16 protein-coding genes are annotated in these 16,460 nt (G+C 70.2%); 13 read left to right on the top strand and 3 right to left on the bottom strand.

Annotation, left to right across the window (positions count from 1 at the left end; translation table 11 throughout):
- The first annotated feature begins 107 nt into the window (after positions 1-107).
- The 8 genes from AB0M62_RS23080 (at position 108) to AB0M62_RS23115 (ending at position 6,942) form a co-directional block, all read left to right on the top strand.
- Positions 108-752: an HAD family hydrolase gene (locus AB0M62_RS23080; RefSeq protein WP_366076174.1), complete on the top strand. Its 645-nt coding sequence runs from the start codon at positions 108-110 to the stop codon at positions 750-752.
- Positions 753-795: 43 nt separating this feature from the next.
- Positions 796-2,025, top strand: a complete 1,230-nt coding sequence (locus AB0M62_RS23085; RefSeq protein ID WP_366076175.1) for an MFS transporter — start codon at positions 796-798, stop codon at positions 2,023-2,025.
- The gene (locus tag AB0M62_RS23090) at positions 1,976-3,145 is read left to right on the top strand and encodes an acetoin utilization protein AcuC (RefSeq protein WP_366076176.1); all 1,170 of its coding nucleotides are present in this window, start codon (positions 1,976-1,978) and stop codon (positions 3,143-3,145) included. The genes AB0M62_RS23085 and AB0M62_RS23090 overlap by 50 nt, the downstream gene beginning before the upstream one ends.
- 103 nt (positions 3,146-3,248) lie before the next feature.
- Positions 3,249-4,064 carry a phosphatase gene (locus AB0M62_RS23095; protein ID WP_366076177.1) on the top strand — a complete coding sequence of 272 codons (816 nt, stop codon included), beginning with the start codon at positions 3,249-3,251 and terminating at the stop codon, positions 4,062-4,064.
- A 129-nt stretch (positions 4,065-4,193) separates the two neighbouring features.
- Positions 4,194-4,403, top strand: coding sequence for a helix-turn-helix domain-containing protein (locus tag AB0M62_RS23100; protein ID WP_008738568.1), 210 nt, complete (start codon positions 4,194-4,196; stop codon positions 4,401-4,403).
- A gap of 111 nt (positions 4,404-4,514) precedes the next feature.
- Entirely contained in the window at positions 4,515-4,613 is a 99-nt protein-coding gene (locus AB0M62_RS23105) for an AURKAIP1/COX24 domain-containing protein (RefSeq protein ID WP_003948845.1), read from the top strand.
- A 173-nt stretch (positions 4,614-4,786) separates the two neighbouring features.
- A complete protein-coding gene (locus AB0M62_RS23110; protein WP_366076178.1) occupies positions 4,787-5,872 on the top strand; it encodes an NAD-dependent epimerase/dehydratase family protein in 1,086 nt (361 codons plus the stop codon).
- Positions 5,872-6,942, top strand: a complete 1,071-nt coding sequence (locus tag AB0M62_RS23115; RefSeq protein WP_366076179.1) for a lysophospholipid acyltransferase family protein — start codon at positions 5,872-5,874, stop codon at positions 6,940-6,942. The genes AB0M62_RS23110 and AB0M62_RS23115 overlap by 1 nt, the downstream gene beginning before the upstream one ends.
- 93 nt (positions 6,943-7,035) lie before the next feature.
- On the opposite strand, the gene AB0M62_RS23120 is transcribed toward AB0M62_RS23115, so the two are convergent.
- From AB0M62_RS23120 to AB0M62_RS23130, 3 genes are all read right to left on the bottom strand, one after another.
- A complete protein-coding gene (locus tag AB0M62_RS23120; RefSeq protein ID WP_366076180.1) occupies positions 7,036-8,223 on the bottom strand; it encodes a DUF5667 domain-containing protein in 1,188 nt (395 codons plus the stop codon).
- Between the two features lie 228 nt (positions 8,224-8,451).
- Positions 8,452-9,240: an ECF subfamily RNA polymerase sigma factor, BldN family gene (locus AB0M62_RS23125; protein WP_366076181.1), complete on the bottom strand. Its 789-nt coding sequence runs from the start codon at positions 9,238-9,240 to the stop codon at positions 8,452-8,454.
- Between the two features lie 387 nt (positions 9,241-9,627).
- Positions 9,628-10,566: an HAD-IB family hydrolase gene (locus tag AB0M62_RS23130; RefSeq protein ID WP_366076182.1), complete on the bottom strand. Its 939-nt coding sequence runs from the start codon at positions 10,564-10,566 to the stop codon at positions 9,628-9,630.
- A gap of 135 nt (positions 10,567-10,701) precedes the next feature.
- Between AB0M62_RS23130 and AB0M62_RS23135 the strand changes: the two genes are divergently transcribed.
- The 5 genes from AB0M62_RS23135 to AB0M62_RS23155 all read left to right on the top strand — a co-directional run bounded on the left by AB0M62_RS23135 (position 10,702) and on the right by AB0M62_RS23155 (position 16,406).
- Positions 10,702-11,001, top strand: coding sequence for a glutaredoxin family protein (locus tag AB0M62_RS23135; protein ID WP_366076183.1), 300 nt, complete (start codon positions 10,702-10,704; stop codon positions 10,999-11,001).
- Positions 11,002-11,273: 272 nt separating this feature from the next.
- A complete protein-coding gene (locus AB0M62_RS23140) occupies positions 11,274-12,038 on the top strand; it encodes a redox-sensing transcriptional repressor Rex (protein WP_366076184.1) in 765 nt (254 codons plus the stop codon).
- Positions 12,035-13,798, top strand: coding sequence for a glutamyl-tRNA reductase (locus AB0M62_RS23145; protein ID WP_366076185.1), 1,764 nt, complete (start codon positions 12,035-12,037; stop codon positions 13,796-13,798). Before AB0M62_RS23140 ends, AB0M62_RS23145 begins: the two co-directional genes overlap by 4 nt.
- Positions 13,795-14,754, top strand: coding sequence for a hydroxymethylbilane synthase (gene hemC / locus AB0M62_RS23150; RefSeq protein WP_366076186.1), 960 nt, complete (start codon positions 13,795-13,797; stop codon positions 14,752-14,754). Before AB0M62_RS23145 ends, hemC begins: the two co-directional genes overlap by 4 nt.
- Positions 14,751-16,406 carry a bifunctional uroporphyrinogen-III C-methyltransferase/uroporphyrinogen-III synthase gene (locus AB0M62_RS23155; protein WP_366076187.1) on the top strand — a complete coding sequence of 552 codons (1,656 nt, stop codon included), beginning with the start codon at positions 14,751-14,753 and terminating at the stop codon, positions 16,404-16,406. The genes hemC and AB0M62_RS23155 overlap by 4 nt, the downstream gene beginning before the upstream one ends.
- Positions 16,407-16,460 lie beyond the last annotated feature (54 nt).

Genomic DNA, 16,460 nt, shown 5'->3' on the forward strand with positions numbered 1-16,460 from the left:
GGGACCCTGTGGGAGAGTAGGACGCCGCCGAACAAATTTTGAAAAAGCCGCTGTCCCCCAGTCATTTGACTCGGGGACAGCGGCTTTTTTGCGTTTAGGGTCAGGGTATGAGCTACGACCTCGTGATCTTCGACAACGACGGCGTCCTGGTGGACAGCGAGCCGATCTCCAACTCCATCCTGGCCGGCTACCTCTCCGAGCTGGGACACCCCACCACCTACGAGGAGTCGCTCCGGGACTACATGGGATCTGCTGTCCACCGGGTGCACGATCTTGTTCTGGACCGTACGGGCCGGCGGCTGCCCGACGATTTCGACAACACGCTCCACGCCAGGGTGTTCGCCGCGTTCGAGCGGGAGCTCAAGCCGGTCACCGGCGTGAGTGATGTCCTCGGTTGGCTCGTCGCGGCCGGAGTGCCGTACTGCGTCGCCTCGTCCTCGACTCATGAGCGGATCGGCGTCGGACACCGGGCCACTGGGCTCGACGAGTGGTTCGAGGCCGAGTGGATCTTCAGTGCGCAGGACGTCGGCCGGGGCAAGCCGGCGCCGGATCTGTTCCTCCACGCGGCCGAGCGGATGGGTGTTCCGGCGGAGCGCTGCGTGGTGATCGAGGACAGTCCGCTGGGCGTGCAGGCCGCGAAGGCCGCCGGCATGGACGTGTACGGCTTCACTGCCATGATGTCCGCCGAGAAGCTCGTCGGTGCCGACGCCTTCTTCTCCGACATGGGGGAGCTGCCCGGAATGCTCGCGTGATCGACCTACCCACCGGTAGAGCGGAGCCGTACGCTGTCCGGCCATGACAAACGCGCGCCTGCGGTACGGCAGGGCCTCGTTGGCGTTGAGCTTCCTCGTCCAGGGCGTCACGTTCGCTCTGCTCGTGACCCGAATACCCGCGATCCAGGACCGGTACGGAATCTCAGACAGTCTGCTGCCGGCCTTCCTGGCGGCCGTGCCGGTTCTCGCGGGTGTGGCGAGTGTCGGCACGGAGCATCTGGTGAAGCGGGTTCCGCCCAGTGCGGTGCTCCGGTGGTCCCAGCCGGTGGTGCTGCTGTCGCTGCTCGGGGTCGGCGCGGGCAGCCGGCTGTGGCACGTCGCCGTCGCGCTCGGGATGTTCGGGCTGGCGGTCGGGGCGCTGGACGCGTCCATGAACATGCTGGGGGTCAGTCTCCAGCGGGCGTACGGGCGCAGCATCGTGCTGGGTTTCCATGCCGCGTACAGCCTGGGTGGAATCGTCGGGGCGTCGCTCGCCTGGGCGGGCGCGTGTGGGGAAATGTCACTCCTCGCTTCGTATCTGCCTGTCGTGGCTGTGCTGTTGCCCGCTGCGCTCCTCGGCAGTCGCCGGTACGCGGATACGCCGCCGACGGCATCCGAAGCCACCGCAGGCACTGAAGCGTTGCGGGGCCGGCCGGCGAACGGCGGCAGGCTGCTGCTGCCGCTCTGCCTGGTGATGGCCTGCGCTTACATCGGCGATTCGACGGTCTCGAACTGGAGCGCCAAGTATCTGCGGGACGTGCTGGGCAGTTCGGAGCAACTGGCCACCGTTCCGTACAACGTCTACATGGTCACCACGCTCCTCGGGCGGGCTGTCGGCGACTTCGGTGTGCGGCGGCTCGGGGCCGTCGCCGTGGTGCGCGGTGGGACTCTGCTGGCCGCCGGCGGTTTCGCGGTGGTGGCCGCCGCGCCCGGGGCGTGGGCGGGGATGCTGGGGTTCACCCTGCTCGGGCTCGGGCTCTCCGTGATCGTTCCGCAGACCTTCGCGGCCGCGGGGCGCATGTTTCCCGGGGCGTCCGACACCGCGATCGCCCGGTTGAACATCTTCAACTACGTCGGTTTCCTGATCGGGTCGCCGCTCGTCGGGGCGGTGGGCGATGCGTGGAGCTACCGGGGCGCCATGCTCGTCCCCATGGGCCTGGTGCTGGTGACCCTGCTGTACGCCCGCTCGTTCGGCGCGGACTCGGCCAGATACGGTGGCGGGCATGAGCGGCCGCGGGTTGTTGATGTGGGACGAGGCGGTAACGAAGTATGACTTCGGGCCCAGCCATCCGATGGACCCCGTGCGCCTCGCGCTGACCATGGGCCTGGTGCGGGCGTACGGGCTCGACGCGGCGATGGACGTGGCCGCGGCGAAGCCCGCCGGGGACTCGACACTGCGGCTGGTCCATCGGGAGGACTACGTGACCGCGGTACGGGAGGTCTCGGCGGATCCTGGCCGGGCCGACGGGTCGTACGGGCTGGGGACCATGGACGACCCCGCCTTCCAGGGGATGCACGAGGCGTCGGCTCTGATCGCGGGGCAGTCCGTGGCGGGGGCCGAGGCGGTCTGGCGGGGCGAGGCCGCACACGCGGTGAATTTCGCGGGCGGGCTGCACCACGCGATGCCGGGCGCCGCGGCCGGGTTCTGCGTGTACAACGATGCGGCGCTGGCCATCGCCCGGCTGCTGGAACTGGGTGCCGAGCGGATCGCGTACGTGGATGTGGACGTGCACCACGGGGACGGTGTGCAGGCGGCGTTCTGGGACGACCCGCGCGTCCTGACGATCTCGCTGCACGAGCATCCGCGGACTCTGTTTCCCCAGACCGGGTGGCCGCAGGAGACGGGTGGGGCGTCCGCCGAGGGCGGCGCGGTGAATGTGGCGCTGCCGGCCGGTACGGGGGACGCGGGGTGGCTGCGGGCCTTTCATGCGGTCGTGCCGGAGCTGCTGGCCGATTTCCGGCCGCAGCTGCTCGTGACGCAGCACGGCGCCGACACGCACTTCGAGGACCCGCTGGCGCATCTGGCGGTGTCCCTGGACGCTCAGCGGGCCGTGCAGGAGGCGTGCCACGACCTGGCGCACGCGCACGCCGACGGGCGGTGGCTGGCACTCGGCGGCGGCGGGTACGCGATCGTGGACGTTGTACCGCGGTCGTGGACGCACCTGGTGGGGATCGCGGCGCACCGGCCGGTCGAGCCGGGGTCAGTGATTCCGGCGTCGTGGCGGGACGAAGTCTTCGCCCGGACGCGGCAGTTGGCGCCGGGCCGGATGACGGACGGCCGGACGCCCGACTGGGCGGAATGGGAGGCGGGCTACGACCCGGCGGACCGGCTGGACCAGGCGGTGCTGGCGACTCGCCGGGCGGTGTTCCCGTTGCGCGGCCTGCTGCCATGATCCAGGCGGCCTCTGGGCGCCGGCGCTACGCGTATTACGCCAACCGCGCGGCGTATCCGGTGTTCTGACACTTCGCCAGGCCGCTTGGGGCAGCATCGGCAGGGTGTTGAGCACCGGCGCGCTGCGAGCGCATCTGCTGGCCGCCCGGTTGGCCGGGCCCGTGGCCACCTCGCGGGAGGAGAGCCTGCGCAGCTACCGGCTCTTCGCGGCGCGCGACCCGCGGGTGCTGCTAGGCCTGGACCCCGAATGGGGTTGGGGCGAGCGGGATGTGATGGCGCTGATGGCCGACAAGTGCGGGGTGTCGGCGGATCCCGCCCACGTCACCGGGCCCGACGTCATCGATCCGGAACGGACGCTGTCGGCGCTGGACGCGTTCGGCGGCCGGCTGCGGGACGTGGCGGCGCGGCGGGCTCCGGTGCTGTTCGGGACCGGTCATCCGCACCGGTTGCTGGGGTTCTACGCCGCGCTGGCAGACGCTCTCTCGGCAGCGGGATGTGCTGTCCTCACCCCGGCGCAGGGTTGCTCTGTCGACATAACGACCCGGTTCGGCGTACGCACGTACAACCTTGACTACGTACAGGGAGTCGCGTTGGTGCGCGAACCGGGAGCCAGGCGAGCCGGGAGTGAGACCGGCGCACACACCCATTCACCCCTCCCGGTCCGGGCCGCTCTGGCCGGTCTGGCGGAGGGCGGCGGCCCCCTTCCGGAGCTAGTGGTCGGCGACCACGGCTGGGTCTGCGGGGCAGGTCAGCTGGGTATCGAGGCCATCGGGCTGGCGGACACCGACGATCCGGCGCTGTTCGTCGGGGAGGCGGAGGGGCGGGTGTCCGTCGCAGTGCCGCTTGATGACGCTGTGCGGTCCGATTACTACCGGCCGCTTACTCGCTATGTACTCAATCGAGCGTGTCTGTCACAGTAGGCGGCCGATCGCTGCTCCTCTTCCCCACTCGTACCACCCGCCCCTAGTCTGGGGAGTGAGCGCACAGCGACGAGGAGTCACCGGAAGGGGAAGCCGGTGCCCGTCGTTTGCGGAAGGTTCAGGTGTGTCATGGCTGCTGGCGAGAGGCCTCTCAGCGAGGTTCAGTTCCTGACCGTGGCGGAAGTCGCCTCGGTGATGCGCGTGTCCAAGATGACCGTGTACCGCTTGGTGCACAACGGCCATCTGCCCGCGATCCGGGTGGGGAGGTCCTTCCGAGTCCCGGAGAACGCTGTCCACGAGTACCTCCGCGAGTCGTATGTGGGGGTGGAGTCCGCCTGACGGCGCCCCTCGGATTACGTCCCTCACTCGGTGACGGGTAGGCTAGGCCGACGTAGGTCGTGTGGGCCCAGACGCCCCGCACCGAGTGAAGAGAAGTGAGCGAGGGTAGTCGTGGGCTCTGTTATCAAGAAGCGGCGCAAGCGGATGGCTAAGAAGAAGCACCGCAAGCTGCTCAAGCGCACCCGCGTTCAGCGTCGCAACAAGAAGTAAGCGGCGCTGTACGTGTCTCCGCAGCCCCTCCACCGTTTCGGTGGAGGGGCTGCGGTGCTTGTGCCGCCGTTTGTGGGGGAGCTGTCACTTCAGGCATCGAGTGGTCATCACAGCGCAACATCAACCCGCTACGGTGACGACTACGGGATTCGGGTTGAGGGAAGGCGCTGATCTTGGGCAAGGTCGTGCTCGTGACCGGGGTGGCCCGGCAGCTCGGCGGCCGCTTCGTGCGGCGCATCCAGCGCGACCCCGAGGTGGAGCGGGTGATCGGTGTGGACGCTGTCGACCCCGCGCATCATCTCGGCGGTGCCGATTTCGTCCGGGCCGACATCCGGCAGCCGGCGATCGCGAGAGTTCTGGCCGAGCATGCCGTCGACACGGTCGTGCACATGGATGTGACGGGCACTCCGCTGGGCAGCGGCGGGCGCACCACGGTCAAGGAGACCAACGTCATCGGCACCATGCAGCTGCTCGGGGCCTGTCAGAAGTCCCCGTCGGTCAAGCGATTCGTGGTGAAGTCCAGTACGAGCGTGTACGGTTCCGCGCCGCGCGACCCGGCCGTCTTCACCGAGACCACCCCGCCCAAGTCGTTGCCCAGCGGTGGCTTCGCGAAGGACGCGGTCGAGGTCGAGGGGTACGTACGCGGCTTCGCGCGCCGCCGGCCCGATGTCGCCGTGTGCGTACTGCGCTTCGCAAACATCCTCGGGCCGTGCGCGGATTCGCCGCTCGCCGAGTACTTCTCGATGCCGGTCCTGCCGACCGTGTTCGGCTATGACCCGCGGCTGCAGTTCGTCCATGAGGACGACGTCATCGACGTCCTGCGGATCGCCTCGCACGAGCCCAGGCGCGGCACGCTGAACAGCGGCACGTTCAATGTGGCGGGAGACGGGGTACTGCTGCTGTCGCAGTGCTCGCGTCGGCTCGGGCGGCCGACCGTGCCGGTGTTGCTGCCGGCTGTCACGTGGGTCGGATCGGCGCTTCGCACCGTCGGTGTCACGGACTTCTCTCCGGAGCAGATCCGGTTGCTGACACACGGCAGGGTGGTCCGCACGACGCAGATGCGCGAGACACTGGGTTTCACCCCCAAGTACACGACCGCGGAGACCTTCGCGGACTTCGCGCGGAGCCGCGGGCCGGGTCTGCTGCCGCCGGACGCCCTGGCGAGGGCGGTCGACCGGATAGCGGCACTGCCCCTCGCGGGGGGCGGTCGCGGGTCCGGACAGCCGACGCAGAGCGCCGAAGAAGGAGCGCACCCATAATGGCGGACGCCAAGGTCATTCCGTTCGACGACGACCGCTCGCGCGGCAGTGCGGCCCGCCCGCCACGGCGCCGGCCGGCCGGACGCCGTGCACCGGAGCCCTCGGGTGTGCGCGAGGTGCCGGTGGGCGCCCTGCCGGCGCAGCAGGAGGCGGCACAGGGCACCGGGGCCGCGCCGACGGTCCTGCACGCGGATGCCGGCGGCGGGGGCGGCACCGCGACGGACGGGGGCGGCGGCTGGGACCGGCGTATCGCGGGCGGGTTGTCGTTTCTGCGTCGCCGTATCACCGGTGACTACGAGGTGGACGAGTTCGGTTACGACGAGGACCTCACCGACCAGGTCCTCATGTCGATGGTCCGGCCGATGTTCGAGAAGTACTTCCGGGTCGAGGTGAAGGGCATCGAGAACATCCCGTCCGAGGGCGGGGCGCTCATCGTCGCCAACCATTCCGGGACGCTGCCCCTGGACGGGCTGATGCTTCAGGTCGCGGTTCACGACCATCACCCGGCCGGCCGCCATCTGCGGCTGCTCGCCGCCGACCTGGTGTTCATGCTGCCGGTGATAAACGAACTCGCGCGGAAAGCCGGGCACACGCTGGCCTGCACGGAGGACGCCGAGCGGCTGCTCGAGCGGGGCGAGGTCGTCGGGGTGATGCCGGAGGGCTTCAAGGGCATCGGGAAGCCGTTCAGCGAGCGTTACAAGCTCCAGCGCTTCGGGCGCGGCGGCTTCGTCTCCACGGCGCTGCGGGCGGGGACGCCGATCGTGCCGTGCTCGATCGTGGGGGCGGAGGAGATCTACCCGATGATCGGCAACGCGAAGACTCTGGCGCGGCTGCTGGGCTTCCCGTACTTCCCGATCACGCCGACGTTCCCGTGGCTCGGGCCGCTGGGCGCGGTGCCGTTGCCGACGAAGTGGACGATCCAGTTCGGCGAGCCCATAGCGACGGACGGGTATCCGCCGGAGGCGGCGGAGGATCCGATGCTTATGTTCAACCTGACGGATCAGGTACGCGAACAGATCCAGCACACGCTGTACAAGCTGCTGGTGCAGCGGCGGTCGGTTTTCTTCTGAGCGCCGACTCAATCCCCTGCTCAATCCGCTGCTGGGCAAAGGTGCGGGGCGCTCCTGGCGGAGCGCCCCGCACCTTTTTGCTTACGCAAGAGCCTAGTTGGCGTCCTCGCTGTCGATACCCAGGCCGCCGATCAGGCCCGGGAGGATCGGCGGCAGCGTGATGTCCGGTTCCGGTGCCCTGGACCCGGACGGGCTGGGACTGGTTCCGCTGGACGGCGGGTCGAGCAGTCCGCTCGTACCGCCGCCGAGCAGGCCGTCCTCGCCGCTGCCGGAACTGGACGGCTCCGGCCTGCCCGTGTCACCCGTCCGGCCGTCGGCCGAAGCCGTCGAGGAGGGCGTCGGCCGGTCCTGGCTGGCCTGGCCAGGGCGGTCGGAGCCGGAGCCCGGCCGCTCGGACGTTCGGCTCTGCTCCGGGGGAGGGGGCAGCAGCGACTGCAGCGGAGCCACCTCGTGGTCTATGGCGTCGAAGACCGAGTTCACCTGGTCACCCACGTCGGTGAGCTGGGCCGGCAGCCGGTCGCGGAGCCGGCTCCACGCCTCGCGATGGGATCGCGAGAACGTGGACAGCGTCTGGATGGGGCCCAGCGAGCCGTCCCGCTCGTACGCCTCGTGCAGCAGGCGGTGGCCCTCGGCCGCGTCGTGCCGCATCCCGGACAGGACACGCCTGACCTCGCCCATTGATTCGTGGTCGAGTTCGCCCGCGCGGTCCCGCTCCATGAGGCGGCGCGCCTCGTGGAGCCGGGTCGAAGCCTGGTCGAGGTAAAGCTCGCCGCGATCGGACTCGCCCTCGGCCATACCGAGCTTGATGTCCTCCATGCCGCGCTTGAGCCCGTACAGCGAATCACCCGGTAGCGCGTCGGAACTGGCAGCGGCGACTCCGCTGAAGGCCCCCGCGGCCACACCTACGGTGAGCCCACCTGCCGCGATGCCCTTCGACCAGCGGGAGCGCGGCCGCAACTTCCGGAGCGGGGCCGCCCTGTGGGCGCCGCGGCCGGTCCGCTGTTCGGGCACCTGAGGGCCCGCGGACGCACCACCCTCGGCGACCATGGCCTCCATGGCGGCAACGAGCTGCGCCCGCTGTACCACTTTGACCTCGGGGTCCAACTCCGGTCGTGGCAGCTCACCCAGGCCGTTGGCCAGCGCCAGCAGGCTTACGTGCTCGGGCTGGCCGGATGGGTCGGGCTGGTCGGCCGCCGAGGCTGCGCTCTCCTCGAGGCTCTGATCCTCCAGGGCCCGGGCGAAGGCGTTCGCCCGCCGGTGCGCCGAAACTTGTCCGATCACTGGCGGCACCTCCTCTCGTCATGACGATCGACTCCCCAGGGGTTCCGGAAGGTTGCACACCTTGAACGCATCCACACGAAAGAGTGAGTGGCTGCGGGCATGGCGTGTCCACAGGGAGCCTGCATCCCGCACAACGAGCGGCGCGGCACTTGGGTTACGCACGAAGGATGATCGGACCACAGCGTCATCGAAGCGTCACCGGGTGTGTGTCGGGGGTCAGTGGGCGTGTCAGCGCGCGTCGTCCGGCAGGAGGCGGGCGAGGGTGCGGACCGCCCGGTACTGCAGGGTCTTGATCGCGCCTTCGTTCTTGCCCATCACCCGGGCTGTCTCGGCGACGGAAAGGCCCTGCAGGAAGCGCAGGGTCACGCACTCCTGCTGCTGCGGATTGAGTTTGCGTACGGCTTCCAGCAGGGCCGCGTTGGAGAGGGCTTCGAGGACGGAGTCCTCCGGACTGCGCTCGACCTCGTTCGCGTCGAGCATTTCGCCGGTGGTGACCTCGAGGCGGAAGCGGCTGGACTTGAAGTGGTCCGCCACGAGGTTGCGGGCGATGGTCACCAGCCAGGCGCCGAAGTCGCGCCCCTGCCACGTGAAGGTGGAGATCCGGCGCAGGGCGCGCAGGAAGGTCTCGCTGGTGAGATCCTCCGCCGTCGCCTTACCGCCGACGCGGTAGTAGATGTAGCGGTAGACGGTGTCGCTGTACTGGTCGTAGAGGCGGCCGAAGGCTTCGGCCTCGCCGGCCTGGGCGCGTTCGACCAGGTCCATCATGCGGGCGCTGTCACTGTCGGCGCTCGGGCGGCGGGCGGTGGATGTGCCGGTGCCGCCACGGCCGCGTCTGCCAACCGTCGCACCACCGTCGGCCAAGGCATAGCAAGGACCGGCAGGGCCGATAGCGGCAGGGGCTGGCGTGGCAAATGCGGGGACGGCGTACGCGGTGGGGACGAAGCCGCGCAAGTGGTCGAGGACCGTTGCGCGCAGCGTAGCCAGGCCCGAGGCGTCAACCCCGACGTGTGGGTACACGGGACTCCCAGAGGCAGAGCTTCCATCACGTGCAGTGCGGGACCGGTGACTCAGCCGCCATGGTGTGGCGATGAATTGGTACCCGTATGCGTCTGAGGAGAATAACGCTTCGTACAGGCAGTGCTACACCCAGTTGCTCAAATCACCGATTACGTCGCTTCTGTTACGGGTCGGGGGCGCATCGAGTCGCAGATCGTGACCGGTTGTTGATCGGTTTGGTTCGCGATCTGCTTGCTTGCGCGGTGTGTTGTGGCCGAGTGCAACCGGCGGGACTGGCGGGGGAGCGCCGCGGGTAAGGGGTGGGGAATATGGGGAGTGCCGGTGCCCCGGCCTCGCCGCGCCCGACGTGCCGACAGCGCCGACTCTGCGGCGCCGACGGCCGTGTCGCTAGCGGCGGCGGCGGTGCAGGGCCATCGCTGCGGCCGTGCCGCCCGCGAGGGCGCCCACGCCGGCGGCGGCCGGGATGCCGACCTTGGCCGCCTTGCGGCCGGTCCGGTAGTCGCGAAGCCGCCATTCGCGAGCGCGGGCGTGCTTGCGCAGCTTGGCGTCCGGATTGATCGCGTACGGGTGCCCGACGAGCGACAGCATCGGGATGTCGTTGTGCGAGTCGCTGTATGCCGCGCAGCGGGAGAGGTCCAGGCCTTCCGCGATGGCCAGCGCGCGGACCGCCTCGGCCTTGGCCGGGCCGTGCAGCGGCTCGCCCACCAGCTTGCCGGTGTAGACGCCGTCGACGGATTCGGCGACCGTGCCCAGGGCGCCGGTCAGACCGAGGCGGCGCGCGATGATCGTCGCGGTCTCCACCGGCGCGGCGGTGACCAGCCAGACCTTCTGGCCCGCGTCGAGGTGTGCCTGGGCGAGGGCGCGGGTGCCGGGCCAGATGCGCTCGGCCATGTACTCGTCGTAGATCTCCTCACCGATGGTCATCAGTTCGGAGACGCGGTGGCCCTTCACGATGGACAGGGCGCTCTCGCGCGCGTCCTGCATGTGCTCGGGGTCCTCGACGCCCGCGAGCCTGAACCATGCCTGCTGCCAGGCGAACCGGGCCAGTTCGCGGCGCTGGAAGAACTTCCGCTTGTACAGGCCGCGGCCGAAGTGGAAGATCGCGGCGCCCTGCATCACGGTGTTGTCGAGATCGAAGAAGGCGGCGGCGCGGTCGTCTCCGACGACGGGGAACACGGGTGCGCCGGCCTCGCCGGCCGGTGCTGTCGTGCTCGCGTCGATCTCTTGCGACGACTTGCGCGCTGCCTCGGCGGCGGCCTCGCCTGCTAGAACGCTCCGGGCTGTCGCGGAGCGCCTACGGGGGGTGAGCCATCCCAGTGCGGCCATGGCGTGAGCATAGCCAGTCTGTTCGGTACTTCCCGACTTCCAGGGGTGCGTTGGCGTGAACAGTACGAGGCAGACCTGTTAAACGGACCAAGCGGACAGGGTCGGACGGGGCGGGGCGGGTTGAGAATGGGGGGCATGAGTCCCCTGTTGCGCCGCCCGATCAAAAGCTCGGGCAAGAGCAAGAGCAAGAAGCCCGGTGAGCGTCTGGTCACACTCGTCGGCAAGCCGGGCTGTCATCTCTGCGACGACGCCCGTGAGGTGGTCGCCCGGGTGTGCGGAGAAGTGGGCGTGCCCTGGGAGGAGAAGGACATCAACCGGGACGAGGAACTCCACCGCTTGTACCGGGAGGAGATTCCGGTGGTCCTGGTGGACGGGGAGCAGCACACGTTCTGGCGGGTGGACCCGGTCCGGCTCCGTCGCGCGCTGGGGGCCTGACCCGGATCCGGTTACCATAATGGGCGATTTGTGAAGTCTCGGGGGCGTGGTCGTGAGGAGTGTGTGCGATTTTGTCCCGTTCGGGCTTTCAACGGGCGCGCCGGGCTCGTAGTTCCAAGATCTGCCGCCCGGCACGCGTGACCCCGGTCACTTTGCACGGACAAAACGGACACCATCTTTGTGCACGCGTTCACAAAGACATAGCCTGGCTTCGACGGGGCGGTCCTGGGACAAGCGGCCGCCTGCAGCCCCGCTCATCCCGCAGGAGCACCGTGGCAACTGGCCGAACACACCGACCGGCGACCCGCAGCCGAGGAATCCCCGAGGCCACTGTCGCCCGGCTTCCGCTGTATCTGCGCGCCCTGACCGCGCTCTCCGAGCGCTCGGTCCCCACGGTCTCCTCCGAGGAGCTCGCGGCCGCCGCGGGCGTCAACTCGGCGAAGCTGCGCAAGGACTTCTCGTACCTCGGCTCGTACGGGACCCGTGGCGTCGGCTACGACGTCGAGTACCTCGTCTACCAGATCTCCCGTGAACTCGGGCTGACCCAGGACTGGCCGGTCGTCATCGTCGGCATCGGTAACCTCGGTGCCGCGCTCGCCAACTACGGCGGATTCGCCTCGCGCGGCTTCCGCGTCGCCGCGCTGATCGACGCCGATCCCGCGATGGCCGGCAAGCCGGTCGCCGGGATGCCTGTGCAGCACACCGACGAGCTCGAGAAGATCATCGAGGACAACGGTGTCTCCATCGGGGTCATCGCGACCCCGGCCGGTGCTGCCCAGCAGGTCAGCGAGCGGCTCATCGCCGCGGGTGTCACCTCCATCCTGAACTTCGCGCCCACGGTGCTGTCCGTGCCGGACGGCGTGGACGTGCGCAAGGTCGACCTCTCCATCGAACTGCAGATCCTGGCCTTCCACGAACAGCGCAAGGCCGGCGAGGAGGCCGCCGCCGAAGCAGCGTCGGCGCCGGCGGTGCGGGGTACTTCGGCCGTGGGCCGGAAGGGACCCGACGGGGACGTCCCCGCCGTGATGCCGGCATGAGTCTTCTGGTCGTAGGACTCAGCCACCGCAGCGCACCGGTGAGCGTGCTGGAGCGGGCCTCGCTGGCCCCCGACACGCAGGCCAAGCTGCTCCAGGACACGCTGGCCGCCGAGCCGGCCACCGAGGCCGCCGTGCTCGCCACGTGCAACCGCATCGAGCTGTACGCCGACGTGGACAAGTTCCACGCGGGCGTCGCCGAGCTGTCCACGCTGCTCGCACAGCACAGCGGGGTCGGGCTCGAGGAGCTCACTCCTCATCTCTATGTGCACTACGAGGACCGGGCCGTCCACCACCTCTTCTCGGTGGCCTGCGGCCTGGACTCGATGGTCGTCGGCGAGGGCCAGATCCTCGGCCAGATCAAGGACGCCCTGGCCCTGGGGCAGGACCTGCACACCGCGGGCCGCCTGCTGAACGACCTGTTCCAGCAGGCGCTGCGGGTCGGCAAGCGGGCGCATTCCGAGACCGGTATCGACCGCGCGGGACAGTCGCTGGTCACCTTCGGGCTCGAGCAGCTCGCGGTGGGCACCGGCACCGAGGTCGCGGCCTGGGCCCAGGGCAAGCGCGCGCTGGTGATCGGCGCGGGCTCGATGTCCTCGCTGGCCGCGGTCACGCTGGCGCGGGCCGGGGTGGCCGAGGTCGTCGTCGCCAACCGGACGCTGGAACGGGCCGAGCGGCTCGCCACCGTACTGACCGAGCAGAGCGGCAATGGGGTGGCCGCTCGCGCGGTGACGATGGGCGCCGTCGCGGACGAGCTGACACGAGTCGATGTCGCCATCTCCTGCACGGGTGCCACGGGCCTCGTCCTGACGGCCGCCGCGGTGCGCAGCGCGCTCGGGGTCGAGGAGGAAGCGGCTCCGTTCCACCAGCCGGTGTCGGCTGCTTCTCAGCCGGCCGATGTCCTTCTGCTCGACGACGCACTCGTCGCACGGCTCGCGGCAGCCGCTGCACGGCACGGCCGCATCGCCGAAGCGACCGCGCCGGTCCGCCCGGCGAAGCAGGCCGCGGCTGCCACCGAAGCCGGGGACGGTTGTCCCGTCGGCCTGGACGACGTCAGCCTTCCCGGCGCCGACAGTGAGGCACTCGTGGGCGGGCTCGCCGAGCGTGCGGCGCTGATCGCCGACGCGCCGCGGGCCGGTACGGACCCCGACTCCATGGAGCTGCACGGCGCCTGGGCCGACCGGGGGGCGGCCGACCGGCGGACCGTGTCCGGTACGGCGGTACGCGGGAACGGCCACCGTGTTCCCGTACGGCTCGCGCTGCTCGACCTCGCCATGCCGCGCGACATCGACGGCGCCGTGCACCGTATCCCCGGTGTGCGACTGGTCGACATCGAGTCGCTGGCCGAAGCGTCCGCGGACGCTCCGATGGCCGCCGACGTGGACCAGGTGCGGACGATAGTGGCCGACGAGGTCGCCGCCTTCGGTGCCGCACAGCGTGCGGCGCACATCACCCCGACCGTGGTGGCCCTGCGCACCATGGCCGCCGATGTGGTCGCCAACGAGGTCGCCCGGCTCGAGGGACGGCTTCCCGGTCTCGACGACAAGGAGCGCGCGGAGATCACACAGACCGTGCGCCGCGTCGTCGACAAGCTCCTGCACGCGCCCACCGTGCGGGTCAAGCAGCTCGCGAGCGAGCCCGGCGGCGCCGGGTACGCGGAGGCGCTGCGTGAACTCTTCGACCTCGACCCGCACGCGGTTGCCGCCGTCAGCCGGGCCGACATGAACGACGTCGACGTCAAGAACCGAGGGCGGGCATCATGACCCAAGCCGCTTTGAAGCTGGGAACCAGGCGCAGCAAGCTCGCCATGGCCCAGTCCGGGCATGTCGCGGAGGCGGTCCGCAAGCTCACCGGGCGTCCCGTGGAGCTGGTGGAGATCACCACCTTCGGAGACACCTCCCGGGAGCCTCTCGCGCAGATCGGCGGCACCGGTGTGTTCGTCACCGCCCTGCGTGACGCGCTGGTCCGCGGCGATGTCGACTTCGCCGTGCACTCGCTGAAGGACCTGCCGACCACGCAGCCGGACGACCTGGTCGTGGCCGCGATCCCGCGGCGGGAAGATCCCCGCGATGTGCTGGTCGCCCGCGACGGACTGACCCTCGAGCAGCTGCCGGGGGGCGCGAAGGTCGGTACCGGCTCGCCCCGGCGGATGGCGCAGCTCAACGCGTACGCCCGCTCGCACGGTCTGCGGATCGAGACCGTGCCGATCCGCGGGAACATCGACACGCGCGTCGGATATGTAAGGAACGGGGAGCTGGACGCGGTGGTTCTCGCCGCCGCGGGTCTGGCCCGCATCGGCAGGACCGACGAGGTGACCGACTTCCTGTCGGTCGACGCCGTCCTGCCCGCCCCCGGCCAAGGAGCCCTGGCTGTCGAGTGTGCTGCCGACAACGCAGACCTCACCGCCATGCTCGGAGAGCTCGACGACCCGTACACCCGGGTCGCCGTGACCGCCGAGCGATCCCTGCTCGCCGCCCTGGAGGCCGGCTGCAGCGCACCTGTGGGTGCGTTCGCCGACCTGCTGGCCGACGGACAGGCTGTCACCGAGATGCGCCTGCGCGGCGTCGTCGGCACGACCGACGGCTCCACGCTGGTGCAGCTGTCCACCACCGGTCCCGTACCCACGTCGCACGGCGACGCCCTCGCGCTCGGTCGCGAACTCGCGTCCGAGATGCTCGCCAAGGGTGCGGCCGGTCTTATGGGGGAGCGAGCACGTTGAGCCCCACCAACTCGAACCTTGCCTTCCCGGCATCCGGGCACGTCACCTTCCTGGGTGCCGGACCCGGAGATCCGGGGCTGCTCACGCTGCGCGCCGTCGAGGCGCTCGCGAGTGCGGACGTACTGATCGCCGAGCCTCATGTGCTCGACGTGGTGCGTGCGCATGCGCGGGCGGGTGTCGACACGCCTCAGCTGACGGTCGCTGACGAGGCGTCAGTAGCCGCCGGGGTCCCGGTGATCCGGGACGCCGCCAATCTTGTCATGGAGGCTGCGCGCAGCGGCAGGCGGGTGGTCCGTGCGGTATCGGGCGACCCCGGTCTCGACGGCAACTCGGGTGACGAGATGCTCGCCTGCGTCGCCGAAGGGATCCCCTTCGAAGTAGTGCCCGGCGTCGCCGCCGCGGTGGGCGTACCCGCGTACGCCGGTGTACCGCTGCGCGACGCGCAGGGCGCGGACGTGCGGTTCGTCGATGCGCGTACGGCTTCCCAGCGCTGCTGGACCGAGGTCGGCGCGAGCGATGGGACGGCCGTGGTGTCGACGACCCTGGAGACCGTGGCCGCGGCCGCGGGTGAACTGGTCGCGGCCGGCCGTAAGCCGGACACCCCGATGACCGTCACCGTCGCCGGCACCACCACGCGTCAGCGGACGTGGAGCGCGACCCTGGGAACCGTGGCGCAGGTCCTGAAGCAGGCCAAGGTGCTGCCGTCCCCGGAGGGGCACCAGCCCGTCATAGCCGTGGTCGGCGAGCGCAGTGCCGCCGCCCGGCGCGACCAGCTGTCGTGGTTCGAGTCGAAGCCGCTCTTCGGGTGGCGAGTGCTCGTGCCGCGTACGAAGGAGCAGGCGGCCTCGCTCTCCGACCAGCTCAGGTCGTACGGCGCGGTGCCGCACGAGGTCCCGACGATCGCCGTCGAGCCGCCGCGTACCCCCCAGCAGATGGAGCGCGCGGTCAAGGGCCTGGTCACCGGCCGCTACGAGTGGATCGCCTTCACCTCGGTCAACGCCGTGAAGGCCGTCCGGGAGAAGTTCGAGGAGTACGGGCTCGACGCCCGCGCCTTCGCGGGCATCAAGGTCGCCGCGGTGGGCGAGCAGACCGCCAGGTCGCTGATCGAGTTCGGCGTGAAGCCGGACCTGGTGCCCAGCGGCGAGCAGTCCGCGGCCGGTCTGCTGGAGGACTGGCCGCCGTACGACCCGGTCTTCGACCCGATCGACCGCGTCTTCCTGCCGCGCGCCGACATCGCCACCGAGACCCTGGTGGCCGGGCTGATCGAGCTCGGCTGGGAGGTCGACGACGTCACGGCCTACCGGACGGTGCGCGCCTCGCCGCCGCCGGCCGACACCCGTGAGGCCATCAAGGGCGGCGGCTTCGACGCCGTGCTCTTCACCTCTTCGAGTACGGTCCGGAACCTCGTCGGCATCGCGGGCAAGCCGCACAACGTGACGGTCATCGCCTGTATCGGCCCCGCCACGGCCAAGACGGCCGAGGAGCACGGTTTGCGCGTGGACGTACTCTCGCCGGAACCTTCGGTGCACAAGCTGGCCGAGGCACTCGCCGAGTTCGGCGCCCAGCGCCGCGAGGCCGCGAAGGAGGCGGGCGAACCGGTCACCAGGCCGAGCGAACGCCGTCCGGGAGCACGCCGCCGGCGCACGACCTGACGCTGTCGGGGTGTGTGGCCCCGGGGCGGGTGGGGGTTCTTCCCCTGCCCGCCC

The organism is Streptomyces sp. NPDC051219 (assembly GCF_040682335.1).
In the GTDB taxonomy this organism is placed as follows: domain Bacteria; phylum Actinomycetota; class Actinomycetes; order Streptomycetales; family Streptomycetaceae; genus Streptomyces.

What these genes read in the sequence shown, in the direction of transcription:
- AB0M62_RS23080 (WP_366076174.1), top strand. Translation starts at nt 108, where the DNA reads ATGAGCTACGACCTCGTGATCTTCGACAACGACGGCGTCCTGGTGGAC.
- AB0M62_RS23085 (WP_366076175.1), top strand. Translation starts at nt 796, where the DNA reads ATGACAAACGCGCGCCTGCGGTACGGCAGGGCCTCGTTGGCGTTGAGC.
- AB0M62_RS23090 (WP_366076176.1), top strand. Translation starts at nt 1,976, where the DNA reads ATGAGCGGCCGCGGGTTGTTGATGTGGGACGAGGCGGTAACGAAGTAT.
- AB0M62_RS23100 (WP_008738568.1), top strand. Translation starts at nt 4,194, where the DNA reads ATGGCTGCTGGCGAGAGGCCTCTCAGCGAGGTTCAGTTCCTGACCGTG.
- AB0M62_RS23115 (WP_366076179.1), top strand. Translation starts at nt 5,872, where the DNA reads ATGGCGGACGCCAAGGTCATTCCGTTCGACGACGACCGCTCGCGCGGC.
- AB0M62_RS23130 (WP_366076182.1), bottom strand. Translation starts at nt 10,566, where the DNA reads ATGGCCGCACTGGGATGGCTCACCCCCCGTAGGCGCTCCGCGACAGCC.
- AB0M62_RS23135 (WP_366076183.1), top strand. Translation starts at nt 10,702, where the DNA reads ATGAGTCCCCTGTTGCGCCGCCCGATCAAAAGCTCGGGCAAGAGCAAG.
- AB0M62_RS23145 (WP_366076185.1), top strand. Translation starts at nt 12,035, where the DNA reads ATGAGTCTTCTGGTCGTAGGACTCAGCCACCGCAGCGCACCGGTGAGC.
- hemC (WP_366076186.1), top strand. Translation starts at nt 13,795, where the DNA reads ATGACCCAAGCCGCTTTGAAGCTGGGAACCAGGCGCAGCAAGCTCGCC.